General features: G+C 62.4%; 16 protein-coding genes, 2 tRNA genes and 1 pseudogene. 6 read left to right on the forward strand and 13 right to left on the reverse strand.

All coding sequences use genetic code 11. The features are described from left to right. Positions 1 to 39 precede the first annotated feature (39 nt). On the reverse strand, positions 40 to 1,293 hold the full coding sequence (locus tag PR017_RS13635; RefSeq protein WP_111219986.1) for an aspartate kinase: 1,254 nt from the start codon (positions 1,291 to 1,293) through the stop codon (positions 40 to 42). Between the two features lie 281 nt (positions 1,294 to 1,574). Between PR017_RS13635 and PR017_RS13640 the strand changes: the two genes are divergently transcribed. Beyond that, entirely contained in the window at positions 1,575 to 2,657 is a 1,083-nt protein-coding gene (locus PR017_RS13640) for a sensor domain-containing diguanylate cyclase (protein ID WP_240538975.1), read from the forward strand. 27 nt (positions 2,658 to 2,684) lie between these two features. On the opposite strand, the gene PR017_RS13645 is transcribed toward PR017_RS13640, so the two are convergent. Continuing rightward, on the reverse strand, positions 2,685 to 3,611 hold the full coding sequence (locus PR017_RS13645) for an alpha/beta hydrolase (RefSeq protein WP_111219984.1): 927 nt from the start codon (positions 3,609 to 3,611) through the stop codon (positions 2,685 to 2,687). Positions 3,612 to 3,977: 366 nt separating this feature from the next. On the opposite strand from PR017_RS13645, the gene PR017_RS13650 reads away from it, so the two are divergent. The 3 genes from PR017_RS13650 (at position 3,978) to PR017_RS13660 (ending at position 5,648) form a co-directional block, all read left to right on the forward strand. Next, entirely contained in the window at positions 3,978 to 5,309 is a 1,332-nt protein-coding gene (locus tag PR017_RS13650) for an MFS transporter (protein ID WP_111219982.1), read from the forward strand. A 109-nt stretch (positions 5,310 to 5,418) separates the two neighbouring features. Beyond that, a tRNA-Thr gene (locus PR017_RS13655) sits at positions 5,419 to 5,491 on the forward strand. An 83-nt stretch (positions 5,492 to 5,574) separates the two neighbouring features. Then, positions 5,575 to 5,648 (forward strand) — tRNA-OTHER (locus PR017_RS13660). A 27-nt stretch (positions 5,649 to 5,675) separates the two neighbouring features. Here PR017_RS13660 and PR017_RS13665 read toward each other — a convergent pair. Continuing rightward, positions 5,676 to 6,197 (reverse strand): DEAD/DEAH box helicase family protein, encoded by a 522-nt coding sequence (locus PR017_RS13665; RefSeq protein WP_111219980.1) that lies wholly within the window; start codon positions 6,195 to 6,197, stop codon positions 5,676 to 5,678. Positions 6,198 to 6,242: 45 nt separating this feature from the next. Next, on the reverse strand, positions 6,243 to 6,827 hold the full coding sequence (locus tag PR017_RS13670; protein ID WP_240538974.1) for an HAD-IA family hydrolase: 585 nt from the start codon (positions 6,825 to 6,827) through the stop codon (positions 6,243 to 6,245). Positions 6,828 to 7,961: 1,134 nt separating this feature from the next. Between PR017_RS13670 and ubiG the strand changes: the two genes are divergently transcribed. After that, entirely contained in the window at positions 7,962 to 8,723 is a 762-nt protein-coding gene (ubiG, locus tag PR017_RS13675; RefSeq protein ID WP_111219976.1) for a bifunctional 2-polyprenyl-6-hydroxyphenol methylase/3-demethylubiquinol 3-O-methyltransferase UbiG, read from the forward strand. An 88-nt stretch (positions 8,724 to 8,811) separates the two neighbouring features. Here ubiG and PR017_RS13680 read toward each other — a convergent pair whose 3' ends face one another. The 4 genes from PR017_RS13680 to PR017_RS13695 are packed head-to-tail and all read right to left on the reverse strand — an operon-like array spanning position 8,812 to position 11,167. Beyond that, positions 8,812 to 9,240, reverse strand: a complete 429-nt coding sequence (locus tag PR017_RS13680) for a DUF1178 family protein (protein WP_111219974.1) — start codon at positions 9,238 to 9,240, stop codon at positions 8,812 to 8,814. Next, on the reverse strand, positions 9,237 to 10,094 hold the full coding sequence (locus tag PR017_RS13685; RefSeq protein ID WP_111219972.1) for a carbon-nitrogen hydrolase family protein: 858 nt from the start codon (positions 10,092 to 10,094) through the stop codon (positions 9,237 to 9,239). Before PR017_RS13685 ends, PR017_RS13680 begins: the two co-directional genes overlap by 4 nt. Positions 10,095 to 10,103: 9 nt before the next feature. Then, on the reverse strand, positions 10,104 to 10,361 hold the full coding sequence (grxC, locus tag PR017_RS13690) for a glutaredoxin 3 (RefSeq protein ID WP_111219970.1): 258 nt from the start codon (positions 10,359 to 10,361) through the stop codon (positions 10,104 to 10,106). Positions 10,362 to 10,390: 29 nt separating this feature from the next. Further along, the gene (locus tag PR017_RS13695; RefSeq protein ID WP_240538973.1) at positions 10,391 to 11,167 is read right to left on the reverse strand and encodes a ComF family protein; all 777 of its coding nucleotides are present in this window, start codon (positions 11,165 to 11,167) and stop codon (positions 10,391 to 10,393) included. Positions 11,168 to 11,269: 102 nt separating this feature from the next. Between PR017_RS13695 and PR017_RS13700 the strand changes: the two genes are divergently transcribed. Beyond that, entirely contained in the window at positions 11,270 to 12,154 is an 885-nt protein-coding gene (locus tag PR017_RS13700) for a class I SAM-dependent methyltransferase (protein ID WP_111219966.1), read from the forward strand. Here the strand turns inward: PR017_RS13700 and PR017_RS13705 are convergent, their stop codons facing one another. From PR017_RS13705 to argJ, 5 genes and pseudogenes are all read right to left on the reverse strand, one after another. Then, on the reverse strand, positions 12,155 to 12,322 hold the full coding sequence (locus tag PR017_RS13705) for a Flp family type IVb pilin (RefSeq protein ID WP_206423166.1): 168 nt from the start codon (positions 12,320 to 12,322) through the stop codon (positions 12,155 to 12,157). A gap of 71 nt (positions 12,323 to 12,393) precedes the next feature. Beyond that, positions 12,394 to 12,708, reverse strand: coding sequence for a hypothetical protein (locus PR017_RS13710; protein WP_111220061.1), 315 nt, complete (start codon positions 12,706 to 12,708; stop codon positions 12,394 to 12,396). 142 nt (positions 12,709 to 12,850) lie between these two features. Next, positions 12,851 to 13,261 (reverse strand): 8-oxo-dGTP diphosphatase MutT, encoded by a 411-nt coding sequence (gene mutT / locus PR017_RS13715; RefSeq protein WP_111220059.1) that lies wholly within the window; start codon positions 13,259 to 13,261, stop codon positions 12,851 to 12,853. 2 nt (positions 13,262 to 13,263) lie between these two features. Beyond that, positions 13,264 to 14,078 (reverse strand): annotated as a pseudogene (locus PR017_RS13720) (GNAT family N-acetyltransferase). After that, positions 14,047 to 15,288: a bifunctional glutamate N-acetyltransferase/amino-acid acetyltransferase ArgJ gene (gene argJ / locus PR017_RS13725; RefSeq protein ID WP_111219962.1), complete on the reverse strand. Its 1,242-nt coding sequence runs from the start codon at positions 15,286 to 15,288 to the stop codon at positions 14,047 to 14,049. Before argJ ends, PR017_RS13720 begins: the two are co-directional and overlap by 32 nt. Positions 15,289 to 15,386 lie beyond the last annotated feature (98 nt).

Here is a 15,386-nt window from a genome sequence, read left to right on the forward strand (position 1 = left end):
GCATCTAGCGCTTCGCCCCGCCCCCTCTGCAGTTTCAAATCAACTCTTATCCAGACCGTAGCAGGAATGCAAAGTCCTGACTGCAAGTTCTGCATAGGGGCCGTCGATCAGGATCGAAATCTTGATTTCCGAGGTGGTGATTGCCTTGATGTTGATGCCTTTTTCAGCAAGTGCTCGGAAAGCGCTCGCTGCAACGCCTGCGTGCGAACGCATGCCGATGCCAATCACCGAAACCTTGACCAGACCCGATTCGTTCTGGATGACATCGTAGCCGATCTGGCTCTTGTGTTCGCCGAGAACGGCCAGGGCCTTGTCGACGTCGCCGGACGGCACGGTGAAGGTCATGTCCGTGGTCGAGCCGTCCTCGGAGATGTTCTGGACGATCATGTCGACATTGATATGGTTTTCAGCGAGCGGCCCGAAAATCGCAGCAGACACGCCGGGGCGGTCGGAAAGCCGCCGGAGCGAAATCTGCGCTTCATCCTTGGCATAGGCGATGCCGGTTACGACTTCCTGTTCCACGATCTCTTCCTCATCACAAATCAGCGTTCCGGGCGGGTTCAGAAGGTCGCCCATGCCCGGCGCATCGGGGTCTTCGAAAGACGAGCGCACGAAGGTGCGGACCTTGAATACCATGGCAAGTTCGACGGAGCGCACCTGCAGCACCTTGGCGCCGAGCGACGCCATCTCGAGCATTTCCTCGAAGGCGATCTTCTTCAGGCGGCGCGCCTTCGGCACGATGCGCGGGTCGGTCGTATAGACGCCGTCGACGTCTGTGTAGATGTCGCAGCGGTCGGCCTTGACGGCCGCAGCAATCGCCACAGCCGAGGTATCGGAGCCGCCACGCCCGAGCGTCGAGATGCGGTTGTCGGGACCAAGACCCTGGAAGCCGGCAACGACGGCCACCTGGCCCTCGCCCATGCGGCGGATGATCTCGTCGCCGTTGATCTCGAGGATGCGCGCCGCGCCATGGGCGTTGTCGGTCTTGATGGGGATCTGCCAGCCCTGCCAAGAGCGCGCATTGATGCCGAGGTGCTGCAGCGCGATGGCCACCAGCCCGGAGGTCACCTGCTCGCCGGAGGCCACGACGGCATCGTATTCACGCGCATCGTGCATCGGCGATGCGTCGCGGGTCCATGAGACCAGTTCGTTGGTCTTGCCAGACATCGCCGAGACGACGACGGCGACTTCGTGGCCGGCATCGACCTCGCGTTTCACATGCCGGGCGACGACGCGAATACGATCCATGTCCGCGACGGAGGTTCCGCCGAATTTCATCACGATGCGTGCCATAAGCCTCTACCCATAGTGGCGCGTCTCGTCACCGAGACCCACCATACGACAAGGCTCCGCCCGGGGCAGCCAAAGCCAGGGCTTTTCACACTGCCGGTGCACCGGAAACGGAGCGTCTATTTCGGCCGTCTCATACCGACTTTGATGGGTGCGTGCAATGGGCATGCGACATCGATATGACGGGCTGAAAAGGCCGGTGTCAGTGTCAAACGATGCGCTACATTAGACAACCCCGGCAATAAAGTCTTAAAGCTTATGCGCGAGTGTAGACGAGCCGCCTCATGCAAAGCCAGAAATCGACGATGACCAACCCGCCAGCTCCGCGTTTCCTCGACCGCCTGAAGGCGCTTGGCACATCGCTTGTCTCAGCTGGCAATCCGGCCGTTCGTCATCTGGAGCAGCAGCTGCGCGAAAAGGAAGCCACCATCGCGGAGCAGGTCGAGGCGCTGGCCCAGGGCCGCCGGATTTTCAATCGCGCCGCCGAAGCTGCCCGCATCGGCATATGGCAATGCAGCCTGCCCGACGAGACCCTGACCTGGACGGATGTGGTCTACGACATTTTCGACCTGCCGCGCGATCTTCAGGCCGGCAGAGCGGCAACTCTTGCCTGTTACACCCCGTCCTCCGCCAAGGAATTGCAGGAAAAGCGCCGTCTCGCCATCGAGACACGCAGCGGCTTCACGATGGATGCGGAGATCGTGACGCAGAAGGGCAACCACCGCTGGATCCGCATAACCGCCACGGTGGAAAGCGAGGGCGACAAGCCCATTCGCATCTTCGGCATCAAGCAGGACATCACGGACGCCAAGCTGCTATTCGATCGCACCCGCCACCTTGCCGATTTCGACATGATGACCGGGCTTGCCAACCGCGCCCAGTTCCAGCTGCGCCTTGCTGCTCTATGCGAGGAACACGACCGGTCGAAGGCGCCGGCAGCGCTGCTGCTGGTCGACCTCGACGGCTTCAAGGCGGTCAATGATACCTATGGCCATGCCACCGGCGACGCCTGCCTGATCGAGGCGGCCGACCGGCTTCGCGCCGTCTGCAATTGTGCGCATCTGATTGCCCGCATCGGTGGCGACGAGTTTGCGGTTCTGCTGGAGCAGGATGCCGAACGCGGGACGGTGACCGATATCGCAAGCGACATCGTCCAGATCGTCCGCCGGCCGATGATCCTCGGCGATCTTCTGCTGCACATCGGCGCCTCCGTCGGCGTTGCACTTGCCGACGGGTCCAGCCCGTCCGAATTGTTCCAGCGGGCCGACACGGCGCTCTATGCCGCCAAGGCCGCCGGGCGCAACACCTTCAGCATTTTCGAACCATCGGAGCGCCAGACGCTCTGCGCACCGCGCAGCGCCGCCTGAAAGCTCCGCACGGATTGGGCCAGCGAGCTAGGCGAGGAACCCGCCCTTGCGCAGCCATGCCTCATACCAGGCCGGCCAAGCGGCGGATGGCGTGCCGGCCTTGCCCATGCCGAAGCCGTGGCCGCCGGTCGCCAGCCGGTGCATCTCGACAGGCACACCGGCGCTCTTGCAGGCAGCGGCCATGATCAGGGTGTTGTGCGGATCGGAAACCGCATCGTCTTCCGCCTGGACGAGGAACATCGACGGGCAATGGGACCGCACATGCGGCTGCACCGACCATTCGGCGCTTTCCTCGTCGTTCGGATGCCGGCCGATCAGCACAGTCTTTGTCGAGGTGTGGTCGTAGGGCGGTTCGAGCGTGATGATCGGATAGATCAGCGCTGCAGCATTCGGCCGCGCCGATTGCTTGTCGGCCTCGTCGACGGCGCGATACGACCGGTAGGCCGAGCGCGCCGACGCCAGTCCCATCAGATGGCCGCCGGCCGAAAAACCGAGCACGCCGATGCGGTCGGGATGCACCTCATATTCGACGCTTCTTGCCCGGATCAGCCGCAGGGCGCGCTGTGCATCCTGAAGCGGGGCCCGGGGACCTTCCCGCCAGCCTTCCGACGGAAGTCGGTAGGCCAGCACGAAGGCGGTGATGCCGCGATCGTTCAGCCAAAGCGCTGCCGGATGCGCCTCGCTTTCCATCTCGATCCGCTTGTAGCCGCCGCCGCCCGCCACCAGCATAGCCGTGCCGTTCGGCTTGGCTGGCCGGAAGACCTCGATGGATGGCGTGGCGATATTGCTGACGGCACCCTTGGCGCTGGTCTCGACAGGCCCTTTCGGCCCGCGTCCGCCGGGGGCTCCTGCGGGCCAGAGCGGGATCACCGCATTGGCCGCGCTGGCTTGCCGCGATGCCGCGAGCAACAGGGCCGCGCCGCCGGCCATAAGCAATGTTCTGCGATCGATCATGACGGTATTTTCCCATTGGAGTGGCGTTCAGACAGGTGCGGCAAGGTGAGGGCAAAACTGAGGCAGAACAGCCTCAAGTGCCGCAGCAAAGCGCCCTCGCGATCGAAAACTGCAAATAATGATGATCATGTCATCATACCAGTTGACGAGATCAATCCAATTTGACAGGTTCCGGCGACTTGAACGGGAGGAAATGCGGAACCACGAAGCGAGGAAAAAGCCTGTTTGCAGCGCGCACGCAGGCAACGCACGCAGTCGCCCGCATCGGATGAGATCAACAGGAGCCTTTCCCGTCGGAAGGGCTTCGCGAGACAGGCGGCAGACCCATCGCGGTTACAGCCCCTGCACTCGTCTTGGGAGGAAGACATGGACGCCACGACACATTCACAGAGCGCCGAACAGCAGGTGGAGGCATCGACGATCCGAAAGATCTCGTTCCGCATCGTGCCGTTCATCGCGCTGATGTTCTTCATCAATTTCCTCGACCGGACGGCCATCTCGTTTGCCGGGCCGAACGGCATGACCCAGGATCTCGGCATGACGGCCGCCCAGTTCGGCTTTGCCGCCGGGATCTTTTTCTTCGGCTACATCGTGCTCGAGATTCCCAGCAACCTGGCGCTCCACCAGTACGGCGCCCGCCGCTGGCTGTCGCGCATCATGGTCACCTGGGGCATCGTCGCCATGCTGTTCACCTGGGTCAGCAGCATCAACGGCCTCTATGCCCTGCGCTTCTTCCTCGGCGTCGCCGAAGCCGGCTTCTTCCCGGGCGCGATCCTCTATCTCAGCACCTGGGTGCCCGGCCGCCACCGCGCCAAGATCCTGGCGCTGTTCTATCTGGCCCAGCCGCTGACCACCGTGATCGGTGCGCCGCTGGCCTCCGCCCTAATCCAGGCCCATGGGATCTTCGGCCTCGAGGGCTGGCGGGTGATGTTCCTCGGCGTGTCCATCCCGGCCATCGTCGTTGGCATCATCACCTGGTTCTACCTGCCGGACACCCCCGTGGGCGCCAAGTGGCTGACCCCGGCGGAAAAGTCCTGGCTCAACCGGGCGCTGGCAAAAGAAGAATCGGAGAAAGAGACAGGACGCCGTTACATGACGCTGCAGGCGCTGAAGGACGGCCGCGTCTGGCTCCTCTCGGCCATCTATTTCGGCCTGATCTACGGGCTTTACGCGCTTGCCTTCTTCCTGCCGACGATCATTGGCGGCTTCGAGGCCAAGTTCGGCACCAAATTCGATGTCTTCGAAAAGGGCGTGATCATAGCCATCCCCTATCTGCCTGCCGCCTTCGCGCTTTACTTCTGGAGCCGGGATGCGAGCAAGCGCGGCGTCCGTCTCTGGCACGTCGGCATTCCGGCGCTGGTCGGCGCACTCAGCATCCCGCTTGCACTGCTGATGTCTTCGCCCGAGACAACGGTCCTCGTCGTCACCGTCACCGCCTGTGCGATCTTTGCAGCCCTGCCGAATTTCTGGTCGCTGCCGACGAGGTTCCTGACCGGCGCCGGCGCTGCGGCGGGCATCGCGCTCATCAATACAGTCGGTAACATCGCCGGCTTTGCAGCGCCCTACATCACCGGCGCCGTCAAGGACGCGACAGGCCTTTACGAAATGCCGATGTTTATCGTCGGCGGCTTCATGCTGGTCTCGGCAATCCTCGCCTTCTCGCTTGGCAAGACCCTGAGGGACCCCGCCGCAGCCTGAAACTCGCCCTCCCCGGCGCAACGATTCGCTGCGCCGGGGAGGGCCGCGTTAACCCTTATTTAACTATACAGTTGCAACTGCCGCCCGGGCAGGCAACAACACGGGGCATGCCCCTCGTAGCTCAACGGTAGAGCAGCTGCCTCGTTTGCAGAAGACCCAGGTTCAAGTCCTCGGCAGGGGCTCCCGCCACAATCACCCGATAGTCCGGCGGCTGCACGACTAAATTTACCCCGATTTAACGAAATACAACTATAGGTCACTCCATGGCCTCGTGGCGGAGTGGAGACGCAAGGGGAGTGAATTCCCCACAGCTTGGTTCGAATCCAGGCGAGGCCTCCACATGAACGCAAGGCCGATCACCACCGTCTATGCTCTGCAGTGGGCGAGAATGACGTCGACAACGGCCGACAGCGGCGCGGTGGCATCTATCGGCGTCGCGTTCCGTGGAATGTCTTCCTTCGTCGCATGCAACTGCATGACCAGTCCCCGTTCCGCCGGCTTGCCACCGAACTCGTCCGCGGGTCTGCTCGCCAGCCGCCTTTCCAGCGTGGCACTATCGACATCGAGAACAAAGACCCCGTCGAACAGATCGATAAATTGATGGAAATTCCTCGAGCCGCCACAGAAGAAGGTGATGGGGTGGCTTAGATCGGCAATCAGATGTTTGACTTTGCCGACATCCCAGACATGGTGGCGGTGTCCGAAGGCGACATCCACTGGCCCTCCATACGTGGTCATATCGAGTGGCTCGCCGGTCTGCGGATCGCCTTTATAGGCCAATTCACGGTCGCCATGGACGGTGTGATAGCCGCGCCGCTCCAACTCCGTGGCAACCGAAGTCTTGCCGGTACCGGAAACGCCCTCGATCAAATAGTTTTTCGTACCCATCCGGTTCTCCTGCCGCAGCGCCCGCGCACCAGCTTGGCGCCTGGCTCAAACCGCCAGCGTGCCAGCAAGGCTCATACCCTTTTGCCAGTGGACGGCACTCCAACCAGCGGTACGCGCGGCACGCACATTTTCCACGGTGTCGTCGATCAGGACGATGCTTTCCGGAGCGACAGAAGTGGCTTGCGTGACGAGGGAGTAGAATTCGGTGCTCGGCTTTTGATACCCCAGCGATGCGGAGTAGAAAATGCCATCGACTTTCTCCCGGAGCCCCATGTCTTCCATCAGGTATGCCGCGCGCATATGCTCCTGGTTTGTCGCGAGGTAGACACGATCGCCGCGACGTCTGATCTCCAAAACAGCATCGAGCACCGCGCTGTCGATCCGCGAGTCGTTGACGAACCAGTAGTCGATAAATGCATCGACGCTGACATCGGGCGCGATCTCGGCCAGAACTTCGGCAAGCTCCGGCACCAGAGGCTTCCGCCCGCTGACGATATCCTGCCAGCGCGGGGCGAAAAAGGCGCTTCGCAGCATATCACGCGAAATCCCGAGGTCGGCGCCGAGGTCAGTCCACCACTGCGCGCCATCCCCCGGACGACCGCACACCAACACTCCATCGACATCCAGCATGATAGTGCGCATTGCGTGATGCCTTTCGCCAAGCCTGCGCAGGGTATTTTCCACAAGACTGTGACGTCTTCATAGCAGCATGGCTCGCGGAGAGGCCCCCTCAAAATCCCCCCTTTCGCCGAGTACCCACCGAGACCTCGGCCATGGCCATCTTCCGGAGGAAAACCGAGCAGGATAGTCAAAATATGCAAACGCAAGCAGATTGCGGCAACCTTCACATTGAAAGACCGATCACTTACTGCCACGCCCTTTAAAGTCAAACCTCGCCTGGGACGCCCCCAAAACCCTCATTCCTGTGCTCGTCACAGGAATCCAGTCACGGCGCGTCTGCGCCGTGGGAGGACTCTCTGTTGGTGGCGAAAGTATCTATCGCCCAAAGACTTGGGCGGCTGGATTCCTGTGACGGGCACAGGAATGAGGGAGGTCGGGGGTGGCTCTTTCCGGTTTTATGATCTTTCTGACCCACACGCACACACACTCTCTCTATCTCTCGCACTCTCTCCTCTCGCTTTACTCCCTCGCCCCTGCTCGCAGCACCTCATGGGGATAAACGGTTGGGATTTCCGTTTGGAAACAATGCCGGCATCATAATTTCATCCCCGTGCTTTCGACCCGATCTATAATCACCCCGTTCCACCATCGGATACACCGGTCTGCGTTGCCGGCGAGGTGGGACCGGGTCTTGGAGGGGTTGCCGTCTACGCAGGCGACGTCTTCGAGGGTCCGCAGAAAGTGGATCCCTTCGGGCCCCCCTGGGCTCGGCGTGCCTGTGTGGCATAACTCCGGCAGCTTTTCCCCGAAACGGGACCTGGGTCGGAAACAGAGGATCCGGAGTTGCGGATAAAAACTGTCGAACGGGGCACATCTGGTGTCACTTAACTAAAAATCATCAGGCACTCGGTGTGCCCCGGCCATCAGAATTTTCATGACACGGACCGGACAGGCCGCGTGAACGGGGAGATGTGACGGCGGGACAGGGCGAGCTTGCAGACCGGGGCAGAAAGACGATCCGGCTGCGGTCGAATGACGCGGGTGGGCGGCGTGATCGTCTCCCTCGTGCAAACGAAGACCTCTCGCCCTTGACTTCCAGAACCGATCGTCCGACTTCACTGAGACAGGACAAGGAACCCGACGATGACCGAAGCGGCTCAGAACACCACGGCAAAGACCACCATCGACCAGAGCGAAGTCGACCGCTTTTCGGCAATGGCGGCGGAATGGTGGAGCCCGACCGGCAAGTTCAAGCCGCTGCACAAATTCAATCCCGTCAGGCTCGCCTACATCCGCGACCGCGCCGCCGAGAATTTTGGCCGCGACCCACGCAGCCCCCGCCCGCTGGAAGGCCTGCGCGTGCTCGATATCGGCTGTGGCGGCGGGCTTCTTTCCGAACCCATGGCCCGCATGGGCGCCGAAGTGGTCGGCGCCGATCCCTCCGAAAAGAACATCGGCATCGCCTCCACCCATGCACGCCAGTCGGGCCTCGAGGTCGACTATCGCCCGGTGACTGCCGAACAGCTGGCTGAAGCCGGCGAGACTTTCGACATCATCCTCAACATGGAGGTCGTCGAGCACGTCTCCGACGTCGAGTTCTTTCTGTCGACCTGCGCGAAGATGGTGCGGCCCGGCGGCATGATGTTCGTCGCCACCATCAACCGCACGATGAAGGCCGCTGCTCTTGCCATCTTTGCCGCCGAAAACGTTCTGCGCTGGCTGCCGCGCGGCACCCATCAGTATGAAAAGCTGGTCCGACCGGAAGAAGTGGAAAAGCCGTTGATTGCCAATGGCCTGATCTTCACCGCCCGCACCGGCGTGTTCTTCTCGCCGCTGCAGAACCAGTGGAAACTCTCGAAGGACATGGACGTCAATTACATGATGGTGGCAAAACGGCCGGCCTGAGCCGCGGCGCGCCATCCTAGGCGCATTGTGCCTGCGCTGGAGGCGCAAAGTTATCTGACAAGTCGATGGATCGGCGCAAAGGACAGCGTCAGTTGGCGTCGTCAGGCAATGTCGGAAGCGGGGCGATCTCGATACCTTCCTCGATCAGCGAGCGCGCCTCGGCAGGCGTTGCCTGGCCGATGATGCCACGGACGTCGGCTTCTCCGTAGTGGATCTTGCGGGCCTCTTCCGGAAAATTGGACCCAACATCTTGCGAATTCGCCTTGATGGCGGCAACGGCATCCTTGAGCGTGGCGATTGCCTGCTTGCGGGCCTTGTCCATCGCCAGCGTCGTCAGTGCCTCCCGCGTCCGCGTCGTCGAAACGGACGGCGCCATCAGCATCTTGCCGATGGCCGAGGATCCGCAGGTCGGGCAGCTCAGCAACCCACTTTCGACCTGTCGCTCGAAATCGGCGCTTTGCGAAAACCAGCCCTCGAACTCATGGCCGTGGTCGCAGCTGAGCGAATAGCGGATCACGCCGCGACGCCCCCGGCCCTTGCGGCCTCGATCGTCTCCAGCGTAAACGCACGGCCGTTTTTCAGATTGGGGATCTTTTCGCGGGCAGCCTTGACTGCGGCAACGTCGATATCAGCCACCAGCACGGCCTCGCCGCTGCCGCCGGCAGAGGCGAGCACCTTGCCCCAGGGATCGACGATCATCGAGTGGCCATATGTCTCGCGGCCGTCCTGGTGAACGCCGGCCTGGGCTGCGGCGATAACGAACATGCCGTTCTCGATGGCCCGTGCCCTCAGGAGGATTTCCCAGTGCGCCTCGCCGGTCTGGCGGGTAAAGGCTGCCGGAATGCTCATCACTTCGGCGCCGGCAACGGCCTGGCTGCGGAAAAGCTCGGGAAAGCGGACATCGTAGCAAATCGAGAAGCCGAGTTTCGCAAACGGCAGCGACACCAACCGAGCCTCGGAGCCTGGACGATAGACGGCACTCTCGCGCCAGCTTTCGCCATTGTCGAGATCGACGTCGAACATGTGGATCTTGTCGTAACGCGTCACGAGGTCGCCATCCGGGCCAAACAGGAAACCGCGATTGGCGATCTTTCCATCGTCGAGCGAGATGGCGGTCGAGCCGATGTGCAGGTGGATGCCGAGTTCGGCCGCTGTCCGCGACGCTGCAGCAACGACGAGATCATCGGCCTCGTTGCGCAGGATCGCCCTCAGACCGGGCCGGTCGCGCTGGATGGCGCCGGTCATTTCAGGCGTCTGGACATAGACCGCACCCCTCGACGCGGCATCCCGCACCAGGCGCACCATATCGGCGACGTTCTTCTCCGGGTCGGTGCCCGAGCACATCTGGATAGCGGCGGCCTTGAAGCTCATGATTTTTCCTCAGGCGGTAAGAAGCGGATCGAGCTTGCCCGCCCTGTCGAGCGCATGCAGGTCGTCGCACCCTCCGACATGCAGGCCGTCGATGAAGATCTGCGGAAATGTCGTGCCGCCGTTCGATTTGGCGATCATCTCCTCGCGCATCTCGGGGGAATAGGTGGCATTGTGCTCGACATAGGCGACGCCCTTGGCCCCAAGCAGCGATTTTGCCTTGGCGCAATAGCCGCAGAACTCACGCGTATAGATAACGACGGATGCCATGGTCACTCCGGGTTTGAACAGCTTTCCTGTCATATAGGCATGGCGAGCGCCCGCGCAAAGGTCAAGACGGTGACATCCGCAGCGCCCGCCTTTTTCAGCACCCGCGTCGCTGCCGCGACGGTCGCTCCCGTCGTGTAGACGTCGTCTATGAGCACGATGCGCCGGCCGAAAACGTCGTTGTCGCGGTGGCGTGCGAGCGCAAAGGCGCCACGGACATTGTCCTGCCGGGCCCGGGCACCAAGGCCCACCTGCTGGCTGGTGCGCTTGATCCGGACAAGCGTCGCCGGCAGCAGCGGCTTGCCGGAAAGTACAGCCAGATGCCTGGCGAGCTCGGCTGCCTGGTTGAACTTGCGCGAAAACAGCCGGGTGCGGTGCAGCGGCACCGGGATCAGCGCATAGCAACCGGCAACCGCACCGTCGCTGGCGCGCAGCATCCATTCGGCCATCATCCGCGCAAGGTCGATACGGTCGCGATATTTGAGGCCGTGGACGAGATCGCGCACCACGCCGTCATGGATCGCCGCCGAGCGCAGCCGGTCGAACGGCGGCGGATCGGCAATCGCCTCGGCGCTGAGGATGCCGGCGCCGAGATCGTGGGTAAACGGGCTGCCCATCACCTCGCAATAGGGTCGCTCGACGAAACGGATCGTCGACCAGCAGCGCGGGCAAAGGCTGCGGTGGCTACCGGTCGAAGCGCCACAGGCAGCACAGCCGGGCGGATAGAGCAGATCGGCCAGCATAAACCACGGCCGCAGCAGCCCGCGTCCGATGAGCGCAGCGGTGATTTCCGGTCGGCTCGTCCCCATATGCCCCATATGATTGACAATAGCCCGTTCCTCGCGCCATTGCGAAAGGAAAGTGCGGCAGGCTCTGGTGCCGCAACCAGACACAGAGTGCAGGAAAAGCGCATGGAAATCGTATTCGACCAGGACGTTATCGCCGCCAACCGCCGCCGCGCGCTGGCGAGGGGCGACGCCAAGGCCGCCTTCCTGCTCGACATCGCCGCCAACGAACTGGCCGAGCGATTGTCGCTGGTGGAACGCCGTTTTGAGGAGGCGGTGGAGCTGCACGGCGCGACCGGCATCGCGGCACGGCTGGCGATGGCGTCCGGCAAGATCGGCCATATGACGCGCATCGAGACCGACGAACGGCCGGCCCTCGCCGGTGAGACCATCGTCGTCGCGCCGCTCGAACAGCTGCCGCTGGCTCCGGCCTCCGTCAATCTCGTGCTCTCGCCGCTGGGGCTGCACCTCACCAACGACACGCCGGGCGTTTTCATCCAGGTGCATCGCGCATTGCAGCCGGACGGGCTGTTCCTGGCAGCCATACCCGGCAACGGCACGCTGCAGGAACTGCGCGAGGTAATGCTGGCAACCGAGATAGAGATGTTTGGCGGCGCCAGTCCGCGCGTCATCCCCTTCCCCGACGTGCGCGATGTCGGCGGGCTGCTGCAGCGGGCGGGCTTCGCACTGCCGGTCGTCGATGCCGAAAGCTATACGGTGCGCTACGCCTCGCTGTTCCCGCTGATGGAGGACCTGCGCGCCATGGGCATGGCCAATCCGCTCGTCGACCGCAGCCGCCGGCCGGTCGGCCGCGGCTTCTTCCTTCGTGCTGCGGAATTGTATGCCGAGCGCTTCGCCGATGCCGACGGACGGATCCGGGCGACATTCTCGATCATCTATGCATCGGGCTGGAAGCCGCATGAAAGCCAGCAGAAGCCATTGCGTCCGGGCTCTGCCAAGACGCGGCTGGCCGACGCACTGAAGGTCGAGGAGAAGGCCCTGAAGCCGTGATCAGGGCGCGCTGACCTTGTTGGCAAAGAAGTTGAACATGTTGGAAATGTTGCTGCCGAGAAGCCCGAGGCTGACGATCAGGGCAACGGCGATAAGGCCGGCAATCAGGCCGTATTCGATCGCCGTCGCGCCGATCTTGTCGTCAATAAGTTTCCGCACCACATGCATCGAAAGTATCCTCTGATCTAAATCGAAATCAGCGAACCCGATGCCCCCGGCACAGATCGGCTGCAAGCTGTTCAGCAGTTGCTATCGCTGCCATACCCCTGCACGACACAGACCGAACCGGGCTCGTTCTGCAGCACGCTGCGGCGGATCGTAAAGCGCTTGCCATTTTCCGTCTTCGGAATGGAGCCCGTGGTGATGTTATCGAATTCAGGCGCGCTCGCAAGCACGCTCGATTTCGACTTGTCCGCCAGCATCGGCGTCAGGATCAGCGACAGCGCTACCGCTGCCGTGCCGAAAAGCAGGGCGATATTCAGTGCGCCGGTCTTGCGAGACTTTGAAGTTGCCTGTTCTTTTTCGCGAACGGCCTTCCAGAAATCGTCATCCATTGTGTCAAGCCTCGTTATGACCATGCCCATCGCTTGATTGAGGTCGATCTTTGCCAGAAGGTCTTAAACGATCTCTTAATATCCACAGGCAAAATGATCATAAAATCTTAAGTGAAGAAGTATTCACTAAATTAATGGCGTGTCACAGCAGGTCTTGCAGAAACGGGATCAGCGGTTCGTCTGCGGGTGGCATCGGATAATCGCGAAGTGCCTGGGGTCGAACCCATTTCAGTCCCTGGCCCTCGCGGCCCTCGGGCGTGCCTTCATAGCGGCGGCAGACGTAGAGCGGCATCAGCAGGTGAAAACTGTCGTAGGTGTGGCTGGCAAAGGTTAACGGCGCGAGGCAGGCGATGCGCGTGGTGACGCCGATCTCTTCCTCGAGTTCACGAATGAGACACTCTTCCGGCGTCTCGCCCGGCTCGACCTTGCCACCTGGAAATTCCCACAGCCCGGCAAGGCTCTTGCCCTCGGGACGCTGCGCGAGGAGAATTCGGCCATCGGCATCGATGAGCGCGCAGGCGGCGACCAGCAGGATCTTGCGCCCGGCCGCCACGCTCACGAGCCCGGCCTCCAGTAGCGGTAACGGTAGGCCTCGCGAAATCCGATGCCGGCATAGAGTGCCAGCGCGGGATCGTTGCTGGCGGCGACCTGCAGCCAGGCGGTTTTTGCGCTGCGGGTCCGGGCCCAGCGGAGCGCCGAGGCAACGATCTCGATACCGAAGCCCTTGCGGCGAAATTCCGGGGCTACCGATACCGACATCAGGCCGGCGAGATCGTTGTCCTGCACACAAAGCGTCGTCGCCACCGGCCCAAGCTCCGGATCTTCGATGACGAAGAGGCCCGATGGCGGTTTGATGGAACTGACGACTTCGGCCAGCGCCGGCTTCAGCGCGGAATCGGAACCGTCGACCGAAAGGCTGGCATCGACATAGCGGCCGACATCGTGGCTCGGCAGATGGTCGAGCGTGTCGGGGAGGACGACATCCGAAAGATCGCAGGTCATCACGATCGTCTCTTCGAAGGCCTGCCAGTTGGTCTCGCGCAGCAGCGTCATCAACACCGGCGGCGCCAGCGGCGTTTCACGCACCACCAGGGGACGACCATAGGCCTCGAACTTGCGCTGCGCCTTTTCCAGACGGATCTCGACGTCGCGATGGTCGGAGGGGTCGAGCGGCACGATCGAGTTCAGCCGCTTCGAGGGATGCCCGGCCGTCAGCCGCACCTGCCAGCTGCCGTCGTAGTGGATAGACGACGCCGGCCAGGCCCGAAAGCCAACGGCTTCGAGCCTGCGCACCAGCGGCAGGGGATTGGACAGGAATTGCAAGGGCATCAGACGCTATCAGCTCCGGTAGTCGCCGTTGATGGCAACATATTCCTTTGTGAGGTCGCAGGTCCAGACCGTGGCCTGGCCTTCGCCAAGACCAAGCTCGACTTTGACCGGAATGTCCTGACGCTTCATGACTGCCGTCGCCGCATCTTCCGAATAGCCGGCATCGCGCTCGCCGTTAACGGCAACCCGGACATCGCCGAACCAGATGGCGAGCTTGTCGCGATCGGCCATTTCGCCGGCCTTGCCGACGGCCATGACGATACGACCCCAGTTGGCGTCCTCGCCGGCCGCAGCGGTCTTGACCAGCGGCGAGTTGGCGATGGACAGCGCAATGGTCTTTGCAGCGGCATCGCTCTCGGCACCTGTGACGGTGATCTCGAGCATCTTGGTTGCACCCTCGCCGTCCCGCACGACTTGCAGCGCGAGGTCCTTGAGCAGCGCATTCAGTGCCGTGCGGAAAGAGGCGAGCCGCGGATCGCTGGCGGTCTCGACCCGCTTCTGGCCGTCGGCCGCAGTGGCGCCGGTCGCAAACAGCATCAGCGTATCGGAGGTTGACGTATCGCTGTCGACGGTCATCGAATTGAAGGTCGGGCCGACGCCATCTGACAGCAGTGCCTGCAGCGCCACCGGCGCGATATCGGCGTCGGTGACAACGAAGGACAGCATTGTCGCCATGTCGGGGGCGATCATCCCGGCGCCCTTGGCAATGCCGTTGATCGTCACGGAGACGCCGTCGATCTCGGCGCTCCGGGTGGCGACCTTCGGATAGGTGTCGGTGGTCATGATTGCCTTGGCGGCTTCGAACCAGAAATCGCCCGTGGCATCTGACTGCATCTGGTCGAGCACGCCGGCAAATTTCGTGGCGTCGAGCGGTTCGCCGATGACGCCGGTCGAGGCCAGGTAGACCTCGTTCTCGCTGCAGCCGACGGCGGATGCGGCGGACTTCGCGGTCAACTCCGTCGCCTGGCGGCCCTTGACGCCGGTAAAGGCATTGGCGTTGCCGGAATTGACCACAACCGCACGGGCTGTGCCGTGCGGGAGATTGTTGCGGCAGAAATCGACGGGAGCAGACGGGCACTTGGACTTGGTGAAGACGCCGGCAACAGCGGCCGGTGCATCGAACACCATCATCAGCACGTCGGTGCGGTTCTTGTACTTGATGCCGGCGGAAGCAGTCGCCATGCGAAGCCCGCGCACCGGCGGCAGCGTGGCAAAGGTTGTCGGGGCAAGCGGGGATACGGAACCGGACATGGTGCACCTTTTTAGAATGGAAGACCCTGTTTTAGGGTGCCGGATGGCTCACACGCTGCGCCGCTTCCCGTCCGAAGTACCCCTCATTCCTGTGCCTG

It is taken from the genome of Rhizobium tumorigenes (assembly GCF_003240565.2).
Taxonomy (GTDB): Bacteria; Pseudomonadota; Alphaproteobacteria; order Rhizobiales; family Rhizobiaceae; genus Rhizobium; species Rhizobium tumorigenes.